We start from the raw sequence: 19598 nt of genomic DNA, 5'->3' as shown, positions 1-19598 counted from the left end.
GCAAAGGTACAGCGGCTTACTGCTGCAGGCAAGCGGACTGGTTACGGTGGTTCAGGAATTGTACAAGATCATTCCAGGGCATGGGGCGGGCAAAGTAATAGCCCTGGATCTCATCGCAGTGCTGCTGGCGCAGGAATTCCAGCTGGCTTTCGGTTTCAACACCCTCCGCCACCACACTGATCTGCAGGCTGTGGGCCAGTCTGATGATAGCCCGGATAATGTGCTCGGCGTCCGCCGACTGCCCCAGTTCCTGGACGAAGGATTTGTCGATTTTCACCAGGGAAATGGGCAGGTGTTGCAGATTGCTCAGGGATGAGAAGCCGGTACCGAAGTCGTCCAGGGCAAAGCTGATACCCAATTGGTTCAATTCACGCAGGCAACGCTGCGCATAGTCCGGGTCATGCATCATGGCGCTTTCAGTCAACTCCAGCTCCAGCAGGCTGGTGTCGACGTTAGCGTTGAAAATAATCCGGAAGATGGTTTCGGTCATCTTGCGGTCGTGGAACTGGCGGAATGACAGATTGACCGCAAACACCAGGCCGGGAAAGCCCATTTCGGCGCTTTCCTGCAAGCGTTTACACGCCTGCTCGATCACCCAGTAGCCAATGGGGACGATCAGGCCACTGCGCTCCGCCACCGGTATGAATTCGTCCGGACCGACCAGGCCCCGCTTGGGATGATTCCAGCGCAGCAGGCACTCGACACCGCGAACCTCCTCAGTCGCCAAGTCAATCCGAGGCTGATAATACAGCTCCAGTTCCTTGGCTCGCAATGCGTTGCGCAAGTCCGCCTCTAGCCGCAGCTGGTAGCCGGCAGAAATATGTAACTGGCGGTCATAGAAACGGTAGCTGGTGCCCGGGTCCCGTTTGGCCTCAAACATCGCCCGGTTGGCCCGCCTCAGCAGTTCTTCCGGGCTGTCGCCCGCCTCGGGATAAGTCGCCACGCCCAGGCTGGCGCTGACCACAATCGTCTGGCCGTCAACCGTCAGCGGCTCATCCAGTGCAACCACTACCTTACGGATAATCTGGGTAATATCGAGCGAGTCTTCCACCTTCTCGATAATAATCGCCAACTCGTCGCCGCCGATGCGCATCAGCGAATCCACCCGGCGCATCTTCTGGCGCAACCGCTCCGCCAGCCGGAACATCAACTGGTCGCTTTTCTGATAACCGAAGGATTCGTTGATACTGCGAAAATCATCAACATTCAGATGCAGGAGTGCCAGCCGGTGGCCGGCTCTCTCCGCCCGCAACAGGGCCTGCTGCAAGCGGTCGAAAAACAGGTCCCTATTGATAAACCCGGTTGCCACCTCACGGCCTAACTGGCCGTGGGCCGACTCGGACAGCTGCACGCGATACCATAGATATTTCACCGCCCGGCGAAAGTTCCAGCGATCCAGAGTCTGCCGGCACAGGTAGTCGGATGCACCGTCGCGCAGCAGCTCGCCCCCTCGCTCTTTACAGGGTTCCGCGCTCAGGGCAAGCACCGGCTTGTCTTCACTGGAAACGGACAGATACTGCAGAAATGCCTGTTCGTCACCACCGTGAAAAATGCAGTCCCAGACAATGACATCGAAACTGGCGTTGCGGATAAGATCATCACAATCCACCAGGTCCGGGCACCATATGGCGTCCGGACTGATTTCCGGATCGTCGTCCAGCAGCGCGGATAACCACAGAAAATCCGCGTATTCCGGGGTCAGTACCAGCAGGCGTAGACGATCAGGTCTGGTGTCCAGAGACAGTGTCATCGAGCAAAATCCATGTGTCGGCCAACAGCAGAGTCCATTCTAGGAAGCATAGCTGATAGATCGTCAAGGTACAGAAAGTCTGGCTGGTGTAGAATAGCCCCACGCTAAATACCTCCCCATGGTTCCCTATTTGGTCTCTACATTGTGAACAAGCTCAACCCGAGACAACGCGAAGCGGTTCGCTACGCCGAAGGCCCTCTGCTGGTGCTGGCCGGGGCGGGTAGTGGCAAAACCAGTGTAATCACCCGCAAGATTGCCTACCTGATTGAAGAGCTGGGCATTCCGGGGCGACACATTGCCGCAGTGACGTTCACCAACAAGGCCGCCCGGGAAATGAAGGAACGGGTCAGCCGGATTGTTGACCGGGGCAAGGCCCGGGGACTGATCGTGTCCACCTTTCACAACCTGGGCCTGAACATCATCCGGGAGGAGCATGCGCATTTAGGCTACCACCCCGGTTTTTCCATCTTCGATGCCGAAGATGCCAAAGCCCTGCTGCAAGACCTGATGATGCGGGAAGCCAGCGCCGAGGCCGGCGACGAGCTGAACGACGTACAGATGACCATCTCGTCCTGGAAGAACGCCATGCGCAGCCCGTCGGAAGCCTACAGCAAGGCGGCAGATGAGCGTGAGCAGCGTATCGCTATTGTCTACAAGCACTACAACGAGTATTTGAAAGCCTACAACGCGGTGGATTTTGACGACCTGATCCTGCTACCAGTGCAGTTGTTCCGGGACATCCCGGACGTGCTGGCCAAGTGGCGCAGGAAAATCCGATACATGCTGGTGGATGAATACCAGGACACCAACGTGTGTCAGTATGAGCTGGTCAAACAACTGGTCGCAGAGCGGTCAGCGTTTACCGTGGTGGGCGACGATGACCAGTCCATTTATGCCTGGCGTGGAGCCCGGCCGGAAAACCTGGCGCAGCTCAAGGAAGACTTTCCCAGCCTGAAGATCGTTAAACTGGAACAGAACTACCGGTCCACCGGCCGTATTCTGCGCAGCGCCAACACCGTGATTGCCAACAACCCCCACGTGTTCGAGAAGGCCCTGTGGAGTGACCACACGATTGGTGAGGAAATCCGCATCATCCGTTGCCGTAACGAAGACGCAGAAACCGAGCGGGTGGCCACGGAGATCCTCGACCAGAAGCTCAAGAACGGGCTAGATTTCAAAGACTTTGCTGTACTCTACCGGGGCAACCACCAGGCCCGGTTGCTGGAAATGAAACTTCAGGCGTATCAGATTCCCTATCGGATTTCCGGCGGGCAGTCGTTCTTCTCCAAGAGCGAGATCAAGGATGCGATGTCGTACCTGCGGTTGATGATCAACCCGGATGACGACGCCGCCTTCCTGCGGGTGGTGAACGTGCCTCGCCGGGAGATTGGCCCGCGCACTCTCGAACAGCTGAGCCACTATGCCCGTTCACGCAATGTCAGCCTGTTCAAGGCGCTGGGCGACATGGGCGCGGAAACCCACGTCACCGAGAAAGGCCTGGACCGGCTGCGCCGCTTCGCCCACTGGGCGGACAAAACCTGCGAGCGGCTGTTTTCCGAAGATCCGATACCGGTGATCAAGCAACTGTTCACCGACATCGAATACGAGGAATGGCTGCACCAGCATTCCGGCAGCCCGAAGCAGGCCGAGCGGCGGATGGAGAACATCTGGTACCTGGTGGAATCGATCCAGCGCATGCTGGACGACGGCAAGGGGACCGCCGATGAATTGGGCATAGAGGATGCCATCGCCAAGCTCATTCTGCGCGACATGATGGAACAGCGGGAAGAGGAAGATGACAGCGACAAGGTGCAGTTGTTGACCCTTCACGCGTCCAAGGGACTGGAGTTCCCCCATGTTTTCATCATGGGCCTGGAAGAGGAAATCCTGCCGCACCGAAGCAGCATTGAGGAGGGCAACATCGAAGAGGAGCGTCGCCTGATGTATGTGGGTATCACCCGGGCCAGGGAAACCCTGGCGTTGACCTATGCCGCCTCACGCAAGCAGTACGGCGAGAAACTGGAGACCATTCCCAGCCGGTTTCTGGACGAGCTGCCAGAAGACGACGTGAAGTGGGAGGGCCTCGGCGATCAAGACAAAGAGACCAATCAGAAAAAAGGCAAGGCAACTCTGAGCGCCCTGCTCGGCAATCTCCGCGAGTAATATTGCCGGACAATATTACATTTTACATTTTTTGAAACTTTTTCCTCTCCCCGCCGTATGAGTAAGTAGTGGTCGCATAGACCACTGCATGCCAAACAAATACAAAACAAGGGAGCATACGATGAATCGAACAAAAATCGGGTTTTACAGGGGCGTCCCCATTTTGTTGGGCGCTGCCTATCTTTCAGCCTGCGGCGGTGACGGCGCTGAATCGGGCAATACCGCCGACACACGCACCGAAGCGCCAGCAGTCGCGGACGCGGCTCAACCGTCGCCCAGGCCTCTGCCCGCCATCCCGGAGAATTACTCACCTATCGGTGTGTTCAGCGCACCGTTCGCCGAACCCACCATCGTGGTAGATGGTGAAGTGGTCGAAACCGACAAAAAATGCATCACCACCGAAGACGGTCTGCAGGAATGCAAGCCAGCCGCCGGCACCATGGCGCTGCTTCCTGACGACCGCCTTCTTTACCTGAATGCGCTGGAGGGAACCGAAAACGTTGAGTTGTCCATTGTTGCAGAATTCGGCGAGGTATCGGTAAACGACCAGACCCGTGTGCTGTCACTGGGTAACGACGATCGCCCCGACTGGCTGAAACCCTCTCCGCTACGCGGTGGTGCCAACCCGGACGGCAACGACAGTGAGACGTTGCTTGGCGGAACGCCGCTGGACGGTTTGCTGGACACCGCCGACAACACCAACCGGAATGATGGCGCCCTGTTCTGCTCTGACGTGATCGGGCTCGCGGATGGCAGTGTCATGGCCGTGGGCGGCACCGACTATTATTCCGAGCCGGGCATTGATGGCTTACCCCTGGGGGTAGCTGAGCTGGAAGGCATCAAGAATTCCCGGATCTTTGATCCGACCACCAATACCTGGCGACAAACGGGAGACATGAACTTCGGCCGCTGGTATCCCTCCATGGTCACGCTGCCAGACAGCAAAATCTTTGTTGCCAGTGGCGTCACCAAACTGCTGAAGCCGGTTTATCCCGAGGAGCCCATCAACTCCGGCCGCAACGTGGTGCAAACGGAAACCTTCAACCCCTGCACCGGCGTGTGGACCCAGAACCCCAGCACCGCTGATCGTTCTCTGCCTTTGTACCCCCGCTTGCACCTGCTGCCCAACGGCCACGTGCTCTACAATGCCGGCGGCCAGGCCTTCAATCCGTTTGGCCAGGGTTATGACCAGGCACTCTGGAACATTGTCGCCACCTTTGACCCTGCCAGCCAGCGTTGGAATGACATTGGCTATGCCGGCCTGCCGTTGCGGCTGGACGAAGTCGGGTTGGGACAACTTGCCAGCACGCTCAATCTGACCAACCTGACCGAAGACCAGCTCCGGTTGTTTACCGAAGACCTGTTATCCAGAACGGATGGACTGATCAGCTCCGTCACCGATCTGCTGACCAGCCCGGACGATTCGCTCCTGACAACCGATACGCTGGTTAAGGCCATCGGCGGCGGTATGCGGGGCTCCACCTCCTCGACCATGCTGCCGTTAAAGCCGAACGAGAACGGCGAGTACAACGACGTTGAGCTGCTCACTGCCGGTGGCGTGCCCAGCTATGCACTGCTGACCAGCCCTGGCGGCTACCTGCCGACCGATCAGAGCCGGATTGACCGGATTGAAACCAACGGCGACCAGATTGGCTATGAATCACGGCTGACCGGCGCCCTGAACCAGCCGCGCTGGTATGGCACCAATGTGGTGATGCCCGACGGCAGCGTGATGGTATTCAGTGGTGGCACCCGAGACGGCGTCGTCTTGCCGGGGCTTGAAGGCGCCATCATGACCGCTGAGCGGTTTGATCCGGAGACCGAAACCTGGACCGAAATGGCCAGCGGCCATCGCCCACGCACCTATCACAACACCGCCGTGTTGATGGCCGATGGCCGGGTCATGATTGGCGGGCACGCTCCGATCAACACAGCGTATTTGTCTCACATCAGCCTGGAAGACTTCGGACTGGCCCCGAACGATGGCCGGGACCCAAGCTTCGAGATCTACACACCGCCCTACGCCATGCGTAATGATCGGCCCACCATACTGTCTGCACCCGAGCAGCTCAGTGTTGGCGATAGCTTTACCATTCAGGTGGACCAGGCCCAGGACATCGACAAGGTGTTGCTGATCCGGAGAACGGTGATGACTCACCTGATTGATGGCGATCAGCGGGCGATTGAGCTGCCAGTCAAGGCTCGCAACGGCCGCAACCTGCAACTGGAAATGCCCGGGAAACAGAGCGTTGTGCCTGCGGGGCAGTATATGTTGTTCGTCAGCAAATCCACGCCGGAAGGGCGGGTACCCTCGGTTTCTGCGCCAATTGCGGTGGTAAACGAAGCGCTCCAGTGCCAGGGCGATGCCACCATGGCGCAGCTGGGCCAGGACATGCTTGAGCTGATGCCTGGCGTATCCGGCTAAGGAGGCGATCATGCAGATGACGAAAAAGGCGCGGACATTGGCTGAGGCCGCTGTGTTTGCACTGCTAGGCTCAGCTTTGCCCTCAACCTTGCTGGCGCACGGAGCCGTTGAGGTAGACAATGCGCCCGAGCACATCCTGCAGGCGAGCATCAGCCAGTCTGCAGCGATCCCCGGGCTGTCTGCGGTTATCCTGGACGCGCCGCAACCGGGCATACTGGTGTCTTATCGTGGGAGCAGTGTCCTTACCGTGGAGGACACAAAAGGCGAGGGGCTGCTGAGGTTCGGCCCGGAAGGTGTGATGGCTAACCGTTCGAGCGCGGACTGGCCCGGCCTGAGCGAGGCAAGACCGGGTATGGTCAACAGCCACAACAAGGACAGTTCCTGGGTAAAGGTGTCTGCGACGCCAAGCTTTGGCTGGCTGGATCCACGCCTGGCCGTTGAGAACGGGGAGGGAGACTGGCGGATTCCCGTCATCACCGCTTCGGGCGCTCAGTCTGAGATCAAGGGGCGGCTAACCAGGAACCCATTACCCAAGGATGACCATCACTGACTGGCACAAAATGAAACCGCCCCTCAAGAGGGGCGGTTTCATTCACGGGTACTCGAGCTGAATTACTGGCTTTGCTCAATAATGTATTCGATAGAAGCAACAATTTCTTCGTCCGAGCAGCTGGCACAACCGCCTTTGGCCGGCATGGCGTTGAACCCGTTAATCGCGTGGTCAATCAGGGTGTCCATGCCCTTGTCGATGCGCGGCCCCCACTGATCAGCATTGCCGATGACCGGAGCACCGGCGGCGCCGGTGGTGTGGCAAGCCATACAGGCTGCGTTATAAACTTCGCTGCCGGAGCGAGGGCCGGAGCTTGCGGCGGCCGGTGCAGCTGCGGCTTCACCACATTCCTCACCCTGCAGGCACACCTGACCAACCGGTTTGATGCGGTTACGGATCTCATCTTCAACACTTGCCAGTGCAGCACCAGCGGCCAGACCAAAACCCAGAACAACAACAGCCAGGACTCTCTTCATCTTCACAATGCACCTCGCATTTGAGCGTTATAATCTTTCGGTTGCCGCATTATAGCGATTGAGCCCCCGCAAAAAAACCAAAGGCCAGAGACAGAATTTGATTTCAACCATTTTAGTGACAGTTTCGTAGGCTATAACGGAACTGAAGCCAATTCCGGTTACCATACCTGCTAACCGTGTGGTTTAACATTATTCTGGCCAGAACAGGGAGTCGCATGTCTGATCATACCCCCCACCGCCTGCGCAAGCCGCTGCTGATCGCAGAGTTCTCAAGCCTCGCGATTCTGTTGGTTTCGATGGCCTGGTTTGGCAACCAGTCCACCGCTGAGACCCCGGTGAACGCTGCCTGGCTTCTTGTTCCAGCGGTAGCCAGCCTGGGTGTGTTCCTCAGTTTTATCGGCCTGATGTATCTGCGCTGGGTGGCATCTGCCAGCAACGAGGGCAACACCCGGCATAAACTGATTTTCCTCCTGCTGGCCCTGAGCCTGCTGGGGATCTGGATTTACAGCATTGCCAATACCTGGATCAGTCTGACGGCCGCCAATTGAGAGGATTCGATGAAAGGAAATCACAACGGTTTTCCGGCCAAAGTTCTGGCTACGATTTTGGTGACCACAAGCGGTGCTGCGCTGGCCGATGAGGGCACCGCTGCCGAGCAGAGCGCTGTTAACTGCGCCCTGATCCGTGACGGTATCCAGCGCCTGGCCTGCTACGATGCCCAGAACGATCCTGATGCGGCCCGCGAATCGGCCAACCAAGAGGCATTGCAGAAAGCCGAGCAGGAAGCCGACACTCTGGTTGCTGACGACGTCAGCCGCGAGGAGATCGCCGGCGACGCCCTTGGTGACGATCCGGATACCGGCGTAATGGCGGCACTGGTGGACAATTATCTGACCGCCGAGCAAGCCATTTTTTCCTTCACCGGTAGTTTTGTAACCCACCGGCCAAACTATATCTTGCCGATTACTTACGTAGACGACCCAAATCCGAGGCCGGTCAGCCCCCGGCTGGGTACCGGGGGGTATGACTATGGTCTGGAGAGCGAAGAGGCAAAATATCAGATCAGCTTCAAGATCCCTCTCCTGACGGGTATTTTCGACGACCGCACGACGTTCTGGTTCGGTTATACCCAGCAGTCCTACTGGCAGGTGTACAACACCAAGGATTCGGCACCGTTCCGGGAGACCAATTACGAGCCGGAGATTTTTTTCCGTCATCGCCTCAATTGGGATCTCGGCCCGGGGACGCTAAGCGCGATTTCCCTTGGTTTTAACCATCAGTCCAATGGCCAATCGGAGCCTCGCTCGCGTAGTTGGAACCGGATCACCGGCGCGGCAGCGTACAGCTATGACCGATGGCTGTTCATGGTGCACCCCTGGTATCGGCTACCGGAAAGTAGCAGCGATGACGACAACTCGGATATCGAGAAATATCTGGGGTATGGCAGTTACCATGCCGTCTATAAGCTGACAGAGGACCGGACGTTCTCGCTGAAGCTTTTGAATAATATGCGGTCTAGCAATCGGACGTCGGTTGAGTTTGGCTACAGTTTCCCGATGGGGGATACGTTGAAGGGCTTTTTCCAGTACTACAACGGGTATGGGGAGAGTCTGATTGATTATAATGAGCGTATTGAGCGCTTTGGGGTGGGTATTATGCTGAATAACTGGCTGTAGTAAATATAGTGCAAGACCGGGGTAAGGGGGAGGGCTTCCCAAACGGAAACCTTGGGGTTGGGAGTCAGGCAAGATAGAGTGGGGAGCCTTCCAAAACGGAAACCGTGGCTTTCCTGATTGTTTTGGAAGGCTCCCCACTCTATCTTGCCTCGGAGAAATTTCCTGGTTTCCTACTTGTACTTTAGTTGGTGTTCAACCTGTCCATTTCCTGCAGTAACTCTTCCGTTTTCGCCTCCATCAACGCTTTGTCTGCCCTGGATTCCACGTTCAGGCGAACCACCGGTTCGGTGTTGGACATCCGGAGGTTGAAGCGCCAGTTGTCGAATTCGACGCTCAGGCCGTCTACGAAGCTGACGCTATTGGCTCCCACGGAGTATTTGGCTTCGATGGCGGCGATGACCTTGGGGGGATCGTTGATGGTGCGGTTGATTTCGCCGCTGGCGGGGTAGGCTTCGATTCTGGCGTCGATCAAAGAAGACAGCGTCTGGCCGGACTGGCACAGGCGCTCGGCGATCAATAGCCAGGGAATCATGCCGCTGTCGCAGTAGGCGAAGTCACGGAAGTAGTGGTGGGCGCTCATTTCGCCGCCGTAGACGGCGTCTTCGTCGCGCATTCTCTGCTTGATAAAGGCGTGGCCGGTTTTGCTTTCGATGGCTTCGCCGCCGGCGGCTTTGACCAGGTCCAGGGTGTTCCAGGTGAGGCGGGGGTCGTGGATGACTTTGCCACCGCCGGTTTTGCGCAGGAACTGGTCAGCCAGCAAGCCCACCACGTAATAACCCTCTATGAACCGGCCATTTTCGTCGAAGAAGAAGCAGCGGTCGTAGTCGCCATCCCAGGCGATGCCCATGGCGGCACCGTGTTCGATCACGGCATCTGCGGTGGCGGTGCGGTTCTCCGGCAGGATCGGATTGGGTACGCCGTTGGGGAAATGGCCATTCGGCTGGTGGTGCACTTTCACGAATTCGAATGGCAGGTGCTGTTCCAGCTCGTCAATTACCAGGCCGGCACCACCGTTGCCGGCGTTGCAGACAATGGTCATGGGCTTGAGGCTGGCCGCATCGATGTAGCCCAGCAGGTGGTCTACGTAGGCACTCATCACTTCCAGCGTCTCGTAACGGCCCTGCTCCGGCGCATTGGCGAAGGGCTCCAGAACCCGATCCCGAATGTCGTTCAGGCCGTTGTCGGAGCTGATCGGCCGTGACTGGGGGCCAACCATTTTCATGCCGTTGTGGTCTTTCGGGTTGTGACTGGCAGTCACCATGATGCCGCCGTCCATGCCGTAGTGGCTGGTGGCAAAATACACCTGCTCGGTGCCACACAGGCCGATGTCATATACATCCGCGCCGGCGGCCATCAGGCCGGAGCTCAAGGCTTCTGTGATTTCCGGGCTCGAGAGCCGGATGTCGTAACCCACGATGACTTTTTTTGCGCCGGTAATGGCCACGTAGGCCCGGCCAATCTTTTCAGCCAGCGTGGGGTTAAGCTGGTCCGGCACCCGACCGCGAAGGTCGTAGGCCTTGAAACAGGACAGGTCCATTGTCAGTGCTTACTCCGCTGCAGAAGATTGAAGCTGAATGTAATTCTGGATACCCATCTGCGAAATCATTTCCAGTTGGGTTTCCAGCCAGTCGATGTGCTCTTCTTCGCTATCGAGGATGCTGCGGAACAGTTCACGGCTGGTAAAGTCCTGCACCTGCTCGCAATAGAGGATGGCTTCTTTCAGATCGGTGTGGGCAATGTGCTCGAGTTTCAGATCGCACTCGATCATTTCCTGGACGTTTTCGCCGATCAGCAGCTTATTCAGGTCTTGCAGGTTGGGCAGGCCTTCGAGGAACAGAATGCGCTCGATCAGCTGATCGGCGTGTTTCATTTCATCAATGGATTCTTCATATTCCTTGGCCGCCAGCTTGGTAATACCCCAGTCCTTGTACATGCGCGAGTGCAGAAAGTACTGGTTGATCGCCGTCAGCTCGTTGGCGAGCACTTTATTCAGGAACTGAATGACCTTTTTATCGCCTTTCATAGCCGGAGTCCTTTGATTTGCTGAGTTGTCAGCTAGTCAGGATAGCCGGTTTGTAGCCGATAAAAAATGTCTGTGGCATTTTTAAGAGGGTTTCGCGCCCCGAGATGAGGAGTCTGGCGCCCGCCAGTGTCAGGCGGGCTGGGCCAGCATGTTGGCAAGGGTCAGGTAGTCAGGAGAACGTGCTTCTTTCAGGATTTCCCGGGCCGTACAGGCGCAACGACCACACTGGCGACCAACACCCAACTCCTTGCCCAACTGACGCATGGAGCTGATACCGTTATCTGCCGCTTCGCGGATTTCTCTGTCTGTTACCCCGACACACAGGCATACATACATAGGAGACACTCACCAACTGAAAAACGTTAGTGATAATTATTGTCATTACAAACGAGAATTGCAACCATTTGTACTTAACTTTTTGCTAATAAATGTATCAGATCATCCAGAAGGCCAGCGGCAGGAACAACGCCGTGAATACGCCCGTCAGCCCCATCCCCAGAGAAGCAAAGGCGCCGGCAGTATGACTGATCTCAAACGCACGGGCCGTGCCAATGGCGTGACCATTGAGGCCAAGGGCAAAACCGATGATGCGGTCGTCGGTAATCCGAAGCCAGCGGGCGCACCAGTCCACGAACAGTGATGCCAGCACACCGGTGATCAGCAGCCCGCCCAGTGTGAGCGACACCGACCCGCCCAACTCCTCAGTGATACCCATGGCAATGGGTGCGGTAACCGACTTGGGCGCCAGCGATGCCAGAACCATGGGCGCCGCTCCCATCAACCAGGCAATAGCCAGGGCATAGAACGCCGCCAGGCTTGCGGCCAGGGGCAGCGTCACCATAATCGGCCGCCACAGCGCCCGGATGTGATGCATTTGTTGATACAGGGGAATACCAAGCGCAACCGTTGCCGGCCCCAGCAGCACCGTTAGCCAACGCGCACCCGCCTCGTAACGTTCAAAGCCCAGGCCACTGGCGGCCACCACCGCCGCCAGCAACAGCGCTGCAATCATCACCGGCGGCAACCACAACGGGCGCCGCAGCCTGGCAAACAGCCACTGGGCCACGATAAAGGCGCCCAGGGTCAGACCGATGGACAACATGGGGCCAGCCGTCCATGCTGCCAGCAAAGCGTTGAATCCGCCCGGTTGATCAGTCATGTTGATCACCTCGGGCTTGCTCGGTCGTCAGTTTCTTCATCAACAGCAACGTGGTGAATACACTCAGCAAGGTGCCTAAAACCAACGCCACCACCACGGCTGTCCAGTGCCCGGCAAACTGATCCGCTATAAAGAACACACCAACAACGCCGGGCGTGATCAGTAACACCAGAACCGATATCAGCCCCTGGCTGGCTGCCGCCAGCTCGTCGGTTACCCGCCCGCGAAGCATCAGGGTAAAGGTTGCCATCACCATACCCAGAACCCCGCCGCTGATGGGCAGCCCCACCAGTACCCGCACCGCTTCACCCAGCAGAAAAAACACCACCAGAACCAGAAAACCCCGCAACACCACCATGCCGCTATGCCCTGCCAAGTCAAAATTGCTCTACACTATTGCCCTGCCACCCAAAACACAGGACGCTCAATGGCACTGAAAGCCACTATATTCAAAGCCACACTCCATATCGCGGATATGGACCGGCATTACTACGCCGACCACCACCTGACCATCGCCCGCCACCCGTCAGAGACCGACGAGCGAATGATGATCCGGCTGCTGGCCTTTGCCCTGAACTCCACAGATACGCTGGAGTTTACCAAAGGCCTGAGCACCGATGACGAACCGGAGCTGTGGCAGAAATCCCTGACCGATGACATCGAACTCTGGGTAGAGCTGGGCCTGCCAGACGAAGACCGGGTTCGCAAAGCCTGCAACCGGTCGCAGCAGGTCATTCTGTATACCTACGGTGGCCGCGCGGTGCCGGTGTGGTGGGAGAAACACCATAACAAGCTGGAAAGATTTGGCAACCTGACCATCGTCGACCTTCCCGCCGAAAGCACCGCCGCACTGGCTCGCCTGGTGGAGCGCTCCATGACCTTCCAGGTGTCGATGCAGGACGGCGAAGTCACCTTCAGCAATGACACCGATCTGGTCAGCATCACCCCGGAACAGAAACTGCCAAAGGTATGAAAACAGAGTTGCCGCAAGGGGCTGGACAGACGCCCCCGGCGCACGTAAGATTGCGCACTCGAAATTGACGAGCAATCCGCAGTTTCGAATGCGCCCGTAGCTCAGCTGGATAGAGCGCTGCCCTCCGGAGGCAGAGGTCAGAGGTTCGAATCCTCTCGGGCGCGCCATGAATATCAAGGACTTGCGTGAAAACGCAGGTCCTTTTTTTGGCTTGTGCCCAAATGGTGCCCTGACAGTGCCCAGCACTTTTTCACAGATTAGCTTCCGATCTTTTTCGTGACCTTTGCCATACTTGCCCCTCTAGAGGGTTTGGGCACAGTTTCTCGCCGCCCCTGCAACCTATCTCGTTACCATGACCTCTTGAACAGACGAGCAAAATCCGCAAACATCATAAAGACCGCCCCAGGCCAGCAAGGGCGACAACAGCCGTTTGTTAAATGCTTAATGAACACTGACTTTAGAAAAAACGTTGATCACTACAACCCCAGTAACGATAAACGCCATACCCAAAACGCTTGCCACGTCTAACTTCTGACCAAAGATTAACCAGCCGGCTAAAGAAATCAGTACTATTCCTAAACCAGCCCATACTGCATAAGCAATGCCAACCGGAATAGCTTTTAAGGTGAGAGAAAGAAAATAGAAAGCAATGGCGTATCCTAAAAGCACAATCAAACTAGGCCATAACTTTGTAAATCCTTCGCTTGCTTTCAAACTTGAAGTTGCCACCACTTCAGCAATAATTGCAACACTAAGAAACAACCAATTTTTCATTCACACACCTCAACAGTAATACTAAGATGCATGCTACCCAAGAAATCGGAATGTGTGCAGTCTTGTTATATCCTCTGCTCTATGCGCAATGATCTTGTACCACTTTGATGAAAACTCTATGCGATGAGCTTTTCGCGCGTGTTTTTTTTCAAGCAAGTAATAGCCTCACTCGCACTATAGGCAAGGAGAAATCTCATATATTCCCCCCTTTCAAATGTTGTCACGCATTGGTACCAAAACTGAAACGCGACCGATACTCTGCAGGAGTCAATCCTGTCCAGCGTTTGAACATGCGTCGAAAGTTGGCGCCGTCACGGCAATCCAGAGACTTTGCCACTTCCGAAGGTTAATCAGTATTTCATGACAGCCGGTATCGATGAGTGACGTCAGAGTTACGTCGCCACGTACTTTAAGGACGCCTCCGGAACCTATCTCTGGTGATGAACATTACTAAGATCATAATGAATTAAAAGTTGGAAGCAGGTAACAGGAGTACTGCGGGAAAGCCCGAAATACCGGTTCGGCTAGTCGAAGTGGGTGCCACAATCTCTGGAATGGCTGACGGATAATGGCAACTGCTACATTGCCAAAGAAACGCGAGTCTTCGCATCCGCTCTGGGTTTTGTGGTGTATATCACACCCGCGCGAAGTCCTCATAGTAACGGCATAGCGGAGGCTTTTGTGAAGACGTTTAAGCGGGGCGATGTATACCTGTACGACCTTCCTGATCCAGCCACTGTGATGGCCAGATTGCCGAAATGGATCTGAGACTATAATCGCAGCCACCCGCACAAGAGTCTGAAATGCCACCGGGGAATACCGGGCTGAACTGGCAAGATGGTGCTCAGTTTAGTTGGGGCAACTACAGGCATCAGTATTATCGACCTTGTTAAAATCAGAAGGCTGGCTGCCAAGAGAATTGTCGCCAACTGGTCATCCTAATTGTCGCCGAACATCCCCCCGGCAATCGAGGGGGGCTGCGTAGGGCCGTGTGGCCCTACGCAGCGTGACCTGATTGAGTCAAGGCCGGGTTGTCATGCAGGCAGTTTGGCTGCAAGCAGTTCGACCTTCTCGATATTGGGCGGAGAACTGAGCAAGGTCTCGGCGTTGGCCATCAAGGCCTCGGCGATCTGGCCGTTCAGATGTGCCTGGCGACCTGCCTCATCGGCAAAGGCATCGAACACACCGAACGTCGAAGGGCCAAACTTCAATGCGAACCAGGCAGTGGTGCCGGACTCGGCGTTGGCGAGCGGCAGAGCGCTGGCCAGGAAGTCGGCAAGCGCAGCCTCCTGGCCGGGTTTGGCTTCGAGGCGAACAAACAGGGCGAGCTTGGTCATACTGTAATCCTTTGGGTAAATGGGTTAGGTGAATGGATCAACGAGCCTGCAGTCTAAGTCGTCATGACAGCCATCTCTATAGACAATAATGACAACTTTGATATCATTATTGCCATGAAACTCCACATCCTTGTTTGTGATGGCGTGTTTGATCTGGGGCTTGCGGCGCTCACCGACACAGTGGGCTTGGCCAATGCGATGGCGGGCTCGCTGCCACAGGCTCCCGCGCACATAGAGCTCACGCTGGTGGGCGTGCGGCGTCGCATCCGAACTGCGCAAGGCTTGACGGTCCCCGTGGTCACTGCGCGTGGTGTGCCGGAACCAGACGTCGTGCTCGTGCCCGCGTTTGGTGACAAGATGCCTGACACGCTCTCGGCTCGGCTCACACGCCCCGACGTGCCCGATGCGGTCGCCGCGCTACAGCTGTGGTCCACCGCTGGCGCGCACCTTGGTGCCGCCTGCTCCGGTAGCTTCTTGCTTGCAGAGAGCGGCCTGCTTGATGGGCATCGTGCGACGACGTCATGGTGGCTGGGGCCGATGTTTCGGCAGCGCTATCCGAACGTCACGCTGGACGAGTCACGCATGATCGTGAACTCGACACGCTTCACCACCGCGGGTGCCGCTTTGGCCCACGTCGACTTGGCCTTGCGCATCATCCGGGAGCGCAGTCCGGCGCTGGCTGCCCTGGTGGCACGCTATCTGCTGGTCGAGACACGCAGTTCGCAAGCCGAGTTCGTGATTCCCGACCACCTTGCGCATGCCGACCCGGTGGTGGAGCGCTTCGAGTGCTGGGCCAGAAGTCAGCTCGCGAAGGGGTTCTCGCTGGCCGAGGCCGCCAGCGCTGCGGGCACAAGCGAGCGCACCTTAGCGCGGCGGCTGCAAAGCGTTTTGGGCAAGACACCGCTGTCGTATTTCCAAGACCTGCGCGTGGAGCATGCCGTGCATCTCTTGCGCACCGGAAACGCGAGCGTCGACCAGGTGGCCGCACAGGTCGGGTACTCGGATGGGGTGACCCTGCGGGCCCTGTTGCGCCGCAAGCTGGGTCGGGGTGTCAGGGAGTTGCGACGCGGCGGATGACCAGAGGCGTTTGGTATATGTACGGCTGGAGACCGCCGCGAAACTGACGCAGGCCAAACGGCGCATTTGGACAAACTGACAAAACTACTGCCCCACAGAATTTAACTTAACGATTCGTCCAGGAAATCCAGCAGCATCCGCACTTTTGGGGATAAATGCCGGTTATGTGGATAAATCGCCCAGATTCCATCGTCGGCTTCTTGATAATGTTCCAGCAAGTTCATAAGTTTTCCACAGGCCAATGACGGCTGAACGTAATAATCGGGAAGTTGCACGATCCCGATGCCTTTCAGGGCCGCGTCCAGCAACGCCCAACCGCTGTCGCACTTCATGTTGCCTTTAACGCGAACGTTGTAGGGCTTACCTCGGTCCTGAAAGCGCCAGTAATCCAGATTGCCTTGCAAACAATTGTGCCGGTCCAGTTCCGAAAGCGAATGCGGCACACCATAGGTGGATAAGTATTCCGGCGAGGCGCACACGTATAAGGTTCGTGACGACAACCGCTTGGCCATCATGGATGAATCTTCCAGTTTTCCCAGCCGAATCGCCAAATCGTAACCGCCACCGACCAGATCCAGCTTCTGGTTGGTCAGATTCAGCTGCACCTCCAACTCCGGGTAGCGCAGGATGAAATCGTTCACCAAGGGGGCGATCACCTTCTCGCCATAGGTCACCGGTGCGGTCAGCCGTAATTTTCCCTTGGGGATAAGTTGCAGGTTGGTCATGGCCCGCTCGGCCTCTTCCAGACCATCGAGTACCTGGCGGCAATACTGGTAGTAGGTTTGGCCGGCTTCCGTCACCGAAACCTTGCGGGTGGTGCGATACAGCAGTTTGGTCGAAAGCCGGGATTCCAGTGCGCTGACCTGCCGGCTCACCTGAGCTGTGGAAATGCCCAATCGTTTCGCCGCAGCGGTAAAACTTTCGGCTTCCGCGACCGCCACAAACTCACTGACCCCTTCCCAAATAAACATGTTCAGTTCCTTGCGTTACGACTTGGGTGAGCTTAGATACAAAATGCCGCCAGCAAACAAAATACGGTTCATTGTTACTATACAGTAAAGGTGATTTGCTTTATTGGCCGATTATCTATCTTAAGAATAATAATACAATGATCCCATCAACATGGCAGAAGAACCTGCCGAAGCCCGACAAAATCTGGAGCACACAACATGACTCAGACCATCAAATCTAAAGCCGCTATCGCCTGGGGCCCGAAACAACCTCTGTCCATTGAAGAAGTGGATGTGATGCCGCCTCAAGCTGGCGAAGTACGTATCCGGGTGATCGCTAGCGGTGTGTGTCATACCGATGCGTTTACCTTGTCTGGCGAAGATCCCGAAGGCATTTTCCCGACCATTCTCGGCCACGAAGGCGGCGGTATTGTTGAGTCGGTAGGCGAAGGCGTTACAAGCCTGAAAGTGGGTGACCACGTTATTCCGCTGTACACCCCTGAGTGCGGCGAATGTAAATTCTGCACCTCTGGTAAAACCAACCTGTGCGGGAAGATTCGTGAAACCCAGGGCAAGGGCCTGATGCCAGACGGCACCACTCGTTTCTCGTTAAACGGCGAGCCGATCTATCACTACATGGGTTGCTCAACCTTCTCCGAGTACACCGTACTGCCCGAGATTTCTCTGGCAAAAGTGAACAAAGAAGCGCCATTGGAAGAAGTGTGCTTGCTCGGTTGTGGCGTAACCACCGGCATGGGTGCGGTGATGAACACCGCCAAAGTAGAAGAGGGCGCCACTGTGGCCATCTTCGGTATGGGCGGCATCGGCCTGTCGGCGGTGATTGGTGCCACCATGGCTAAAGCCAGCCGCATCATTGCTATCGACATCAACGAGAGCAAATTTGAGCTGGCCCGCCAGTTGGGCGCGACCGACTGCATCAACCCGAAAGATTACGACAAGCCGATTCAGGAGGTGATCGTAGAACTGACCGACGGCGGTGTGGATTATTCCTTCGAGTGCATCGGCAACGTAGATGTAATGCGTTCAGCACTGGAATGCTGCCACAAAGGCTGGGGTGAGTCGGTGGTTATCGGTGTTGCGGGCGCCGGCCAGGAAATTTCCACGCGTCCGTTCCAGCTGGTGACCGGTCGGGTCTGGAAAGGCTCTGCCTTTGGTGGCGTGAAGGGCCGTTCCGAGCTGCCGGGCATCGTTGAGCGTTACATGCAAGGTGAGTTCAAGTTGAACGATTTCATCACCCACACCATGGGGCTGGAAGATATCAACAAGGCGTTTGATCTGATGCACGAAGGCAAGAGCATTCGTACCGTTATTCACTTCGACAAGTAATGAAATCTGGTCGCCCGCCAGTCAGGCGGGCGACCGTTTTGTTGAGAGGTTGCAATGACTATTGAAAATCTGAGCAGTAATAAAAGTTTTGGTGGTTGGCACAAGCAGTACAGTCATCACTCCGAGACGCTGAACTGTTCGATGCGGTTTGCTATCTACCTGCCGCCGCAGGCCTCCAATGGCAAAAAGGTGCCAGCGCTGTATTGGTTGTCCGGGTTGACCTGCACCGATGAAAACTTCATGCAAAAAGCCGGTGCCCATCGCATGGCTGCCGAACTGGGCGTCGCCATTATTGCCCCGGACACCAGCCCCCGCGGGGACGATGTCGCCGATGATGAAGGCTACGACTTGGGTAAGGGCGCCGGGTTCTATGTAAATGCGACTCAGGAACCCTGGAGCAAGCATTACCGGATGTACGATTACGTGCTCAACGAATTACCGGCACTGATTGAAGATATGTTCCCGGTGAGCGATCAGCGTTCCATCTTTGGCCACTCGATGGGCGGGCATGGTGCGTTGGTGCTGGCACTGCGCAACCCGGAGCGTTTCCAGTCCGTCTCGGCGTTCAGCCCGATCAGTAACCCGGTCAATTGCCCGTGGGGTAAGAAGGCCTTTGGCGCTTACCTCGGTAAAGACACCGCCAGCTGGGCCGAGTACGACGCCAGCTTGCTGATGCAAAAGGCGAGCAAGTTTGTGCCGGCGTTGGTGGACCAAGGCGAAGCGGACAACTTCCTGACCGAGCAGTTGAAGCCGGAAATGCTGGAAGCCGCTGCCAAACAAAGTGGCTATCCGCTGGAACTGAACCGGCATGAAGGGTACGACCACAGCTACTACTTCATCGCCAGTTTTATTGAGGAGCACCTTCGCTTCCATGCGAAGTATCTAATCGGCTGATAAATTTACCCTGTGCTCTTTTTG

At 56.5% G+C, this 19598-nt stretch carries 19 protein-coding genes, 1 tRNA gene and 1 pseudogene; 11 read left to right on the top strand and 10 right to left on the bottom strand.

All coding sequences use genetic code 11. The features are described from left to right. Positions 1-16: 16 nt before the first annotated feature. Positions 17-1750, bottom strand: a complete 1734-nt coding sequence (locus ACNSOI_RS01890) for an EAL domain-containing protein (protein ID WP_420194993.1) — start codon at positions 1748-1750, stop codon at positions 17-19. 144 nt (positions 1751-1894) lie between these two features. Here ACNSOI_RS01890 and rep point away from each other — a divergent pair, with 144 nt between their 5' ends. The 3 genes from rep (at position 1895) to ACNSOI_RS01875 (ending at position 6888) form a co-directional block, all read left to right on the top strand. Then, positions 1895-3913 carry a DNA helicase Rep gene (gene rep / locus ACNSOI_RS01885; RefSeq protein ID WP_420194992.1) on the top strand — a complete coding sequence of 673 codons (2019 nt, stop codon included), beginning with the start codon at positions 1895-1897 and terminating at the stop codon, positions 3911-3913. A gap of 121 nt (positions 3914-4034) precedes the next feature. Next, a complete protein-coding gene (locus tag ACNSOI_RS01880; RefSeq protein ID WP_420194991.1) occupies positions 4035-6338 on the top strand; it encodes a galactose oxidase-like domain-containing protein in 2304 nt (767 codons plus the stop codon). Positions 6339-6348: 10 nt separating this feature from the next. Next, on the top strand, positions 6349-6888 hold the full coding sequence (locus ACNSOI_RS01875; RefSeq protein WP_420194990.1) for a hypothetical protein: 540 nt from the start codon (positions 6349-6351) through the stop codon (positions 6886-6888). A 62-nt stretch (positions 6889-6950) separates the two neighbouring features. On the opposite strand, the gene ACNSOI_RS01870 is transcribed toward ACNSOI_RS01875, so the two are convergent. Beyond that, positions 6951-7364 (bottom strand): c-type cytochrome, encoded by a 414-nt coding sequence (locus tag ACNSOI_RS01870; protein ID WP_420194989.1) that lies wholly within the window; start codon positions 7362-7364, stop codon positions 6951-6953. A gap of 215 nt (positions 7365-7579) precedes the next feature. Between ACNSOI_RS01870 and ACNSOI_RS01865 the strand changes: the two genes are divergently transcribed. Then, the gene (locus ACNSOI_RS01865; protein WP_420194988.1) at positions 7580-7912 is read left to right on the top strand and encodes a hypothetical protein; all 333 of its coding nucleotides are present in this window, start codon (positions 7580-7582) and stop codon (positions 7910-7912) included. 9 nt (positions 7913-7921) lie between these two features. Next, positions 7922-9040, top strand: coding sequence for a phospholipase A (locus ACNSOI_RS01860; protein ID WP_420194987.1), 1119 nt, complete (start codon positions 7922-7924; stop codon positions 9038-9040). Positions 9041-9221: 181 nt separating this feature from the next. Here the strand turns inward: ACNSOI_RS01860 and ACNSOI_RS01855 are convergent, their stop codons facing one another. The 5 genes from ACNSOI_RS01855 to ACNSOI_RS01835 form a co-directional block, all read right to left on the bottom strand. Next, positions 9222-10577 carry a phosphomannomutase gene (locus ACNSOI_RS01855; RefSeq protein WP_420194986.1) on the bottom strand — a complete coding sequence of 452 codons (1356 nt, stop codon included), beginning with the start codon at positions 10575-10577 and terminating at the stop codon, positions 9222-9224. 9 nt (positions 10578-10586) lie between these two features. Next, a complete protein-coding gene (gene bfr / locus ACNSOI_RS01850; RefSeq protein ID WP_061333471.1) occupies positions 10587-11063 on the bottom strand; it encodes a bacterioferritin in 477 nt (158 codons plus the stop codon). A 129-nt stretch (positions 11064-11192) separates the two neighbouring features. Then, complete coding sequence (locus tag ACNSOI_RS01845; RefSeq protein WP_061333472.1) at positions 11193-11399, bottom strand: bacterioferritin-associated ferredoxin; 207 nt, start codon at positions 11397-11399, stop codon at positions 11193-11195. Positions 11400-11496: 97 nt separating this feature from the next. Continuing rightward, positions 11497-12222 carry an LrgB family protein gene (locus tag ACNSOI_RS01840; RefSeq protein WP_106694390.1) on the bottom strand — a complete coding sequence of 242 codons (726 nt, stop codon included), beginning with the start codon at positions 12220-12222 and terminating at the stop codon, positions 11497-11499. Then, complete coding sequence (locus ACNSOI_RS01835; RefSeq protein WP_061333474.1) at positions 12215-12580, bottom strand: CidA/LrgA family protein; 366 nt, start codon at positions 12578-12580, stop codon at positions 12215-12217. Before ACNSOI_RS01835 ends, ACNSOI_RS01840 begins: the two co-directional genes overlap by 8 nt. A gap of 69 nt (positions 12581-12649) precedes the next feature. On the opposite strand from ACNSOI_RS01835, the gene ACNSOI_RS01830 reads away from it, so the two are divergent. Both ACNSOI_RS01830 and ACNSOI_RS01825 read left to right on the top strand, forming a co-directional pair. Further along, complete coding sequence (locus tag ACNSOI_RS01830; protein ID WP_420194985.1) at positions 12650-13195, top strand: YaeQ family protein; 546 nt, start codon at positions 12650-12652, stop codon at positions 13193-13195. A gap of 90 nt (positions 13196-13285) precedes the next feature. Next, a tRNA-Arg gene (locus ACNSOI_RS01825) sits at positions 13286-13362 on the top strand. Positions 13363-13636: 274 nt separating this feature from the next. Here the strand turns inward: ACNSOI_RS01825 and ACNSOI_RS01820 are convergent. Next, the gene (locus tag ACNSOI_RS01820) at positions 13637-13969 is read right to left on the bottom strand and encodes an SMR family transporter (RefSeq protein ID WP_354447277.1); all 333 of its coding nucleotides are present in this window, start codon (positions 13967-13969) and stop codon (positions 13637-13639) included. Between the two features lie 492 nt (positions 13970-14461). Between ACNSOI_RS01820 and ACNSOI_RS01815 the strand changes: the two are divergent. Further along, positions 14462-14734, top strand: a pseudogene (locus tag ACNSOI_RS01815) (IS3 family transposase); the annotation flags it as partial. Between the two features lie 269 nt (positions 14735-15003). Here ACNSOI_RS01815 and ACNSOI_RS01810 read toward each other — a convergent pair. Continuing rightward, positions 15004-15306 carry a putative quinol monooxygenase gene (locus ACNSOI_RS01810; protein WP_008175538.1) on the bottom strand — a complete coding sequence of 101 codons (303 nt, stop codon included), beginning with the start codon at positions 15304-15306 and terminating at the stop codon, positions 15004-15006. Between the two features lie 63 nt (positions 15307-15369). On the opposite strand from ACNSOI_RS01810, the gene ACNSOI_RS01805 reads away from it, so the two are divergent. Beyond that, on the top strand, positions 15370-16383 hold the full coding sequence (locus ACNSOI_RS01805) for a GlxA family transcriptional regulator (protein WP_420194984.1): 1014 nt from the start codon (positions 15370-15372) through the stop codon (positions 16381-16383). Between the two features lie 101 nt (positions 16384-16484). Here the strand turns inward: ACNSOI_RS01805 and ACNSOI_RS01800 are convergent, their stop codons facing one another. Further along, on the bottom strand, positions 16485-17354 hold the full coding sequence (locus tag ACNSOI_RS01800; RefSeq protein WP_123634556.1) for a LysR substrate-binding domain-containing protein: 870 nt from the start codon (positions 17352-17354) through the stop codon (positions 16485-16487). Positions 17355-17552: 198 nt separating this feature from the next. Between ACNSOI_RS01800 and ACNSOI_RS01795 the strand changes: the two genes are divergently transcribed. Both ACNSOI_RS01795 and fghA read left to right on the top strand, forming a co-directional pair. Then, complete coding sequence (locus ACNSOI_RS01795; RefSeq protein WP_247064201.1) at positions 17553-18680, top strand: S-(hydroxymethyl)glutathione dehydrogenase/class III alcohol dehydrogenase; 1128 nt, start codon at positions 17553-17555, stop codon at positions 18678-18680. Between the two features lie 54 nt (positions 18681-18734). After that, positions 18735-19574 (top strand): S-formylglutathione hydrolase, encoded by an 840-nt coding sequence (fghA, locus tag ACNSOI_RS01790; RefSeq protein WP_153740084.1) that lies wholly within the window; start codon positions 18735-18737, stop codon positions 19572-19574. Positions 19575-19598: the final 24 nt, after the last annotated feature.

Source organism: Marinobacter sp. GH_1, from assembly GCF_048595985.1.
GTDB classification, from domain to species: domain Bacteria; phylum Pseudomonadota; class Gammaproteobacteria; order Pseudomonadales; family Oleiphilaceae; genus Marinobacter; species Marinobacter shengliensis.
This window is presented reverse-complemented; position numbering and strand designations above follow the sequence as displayed.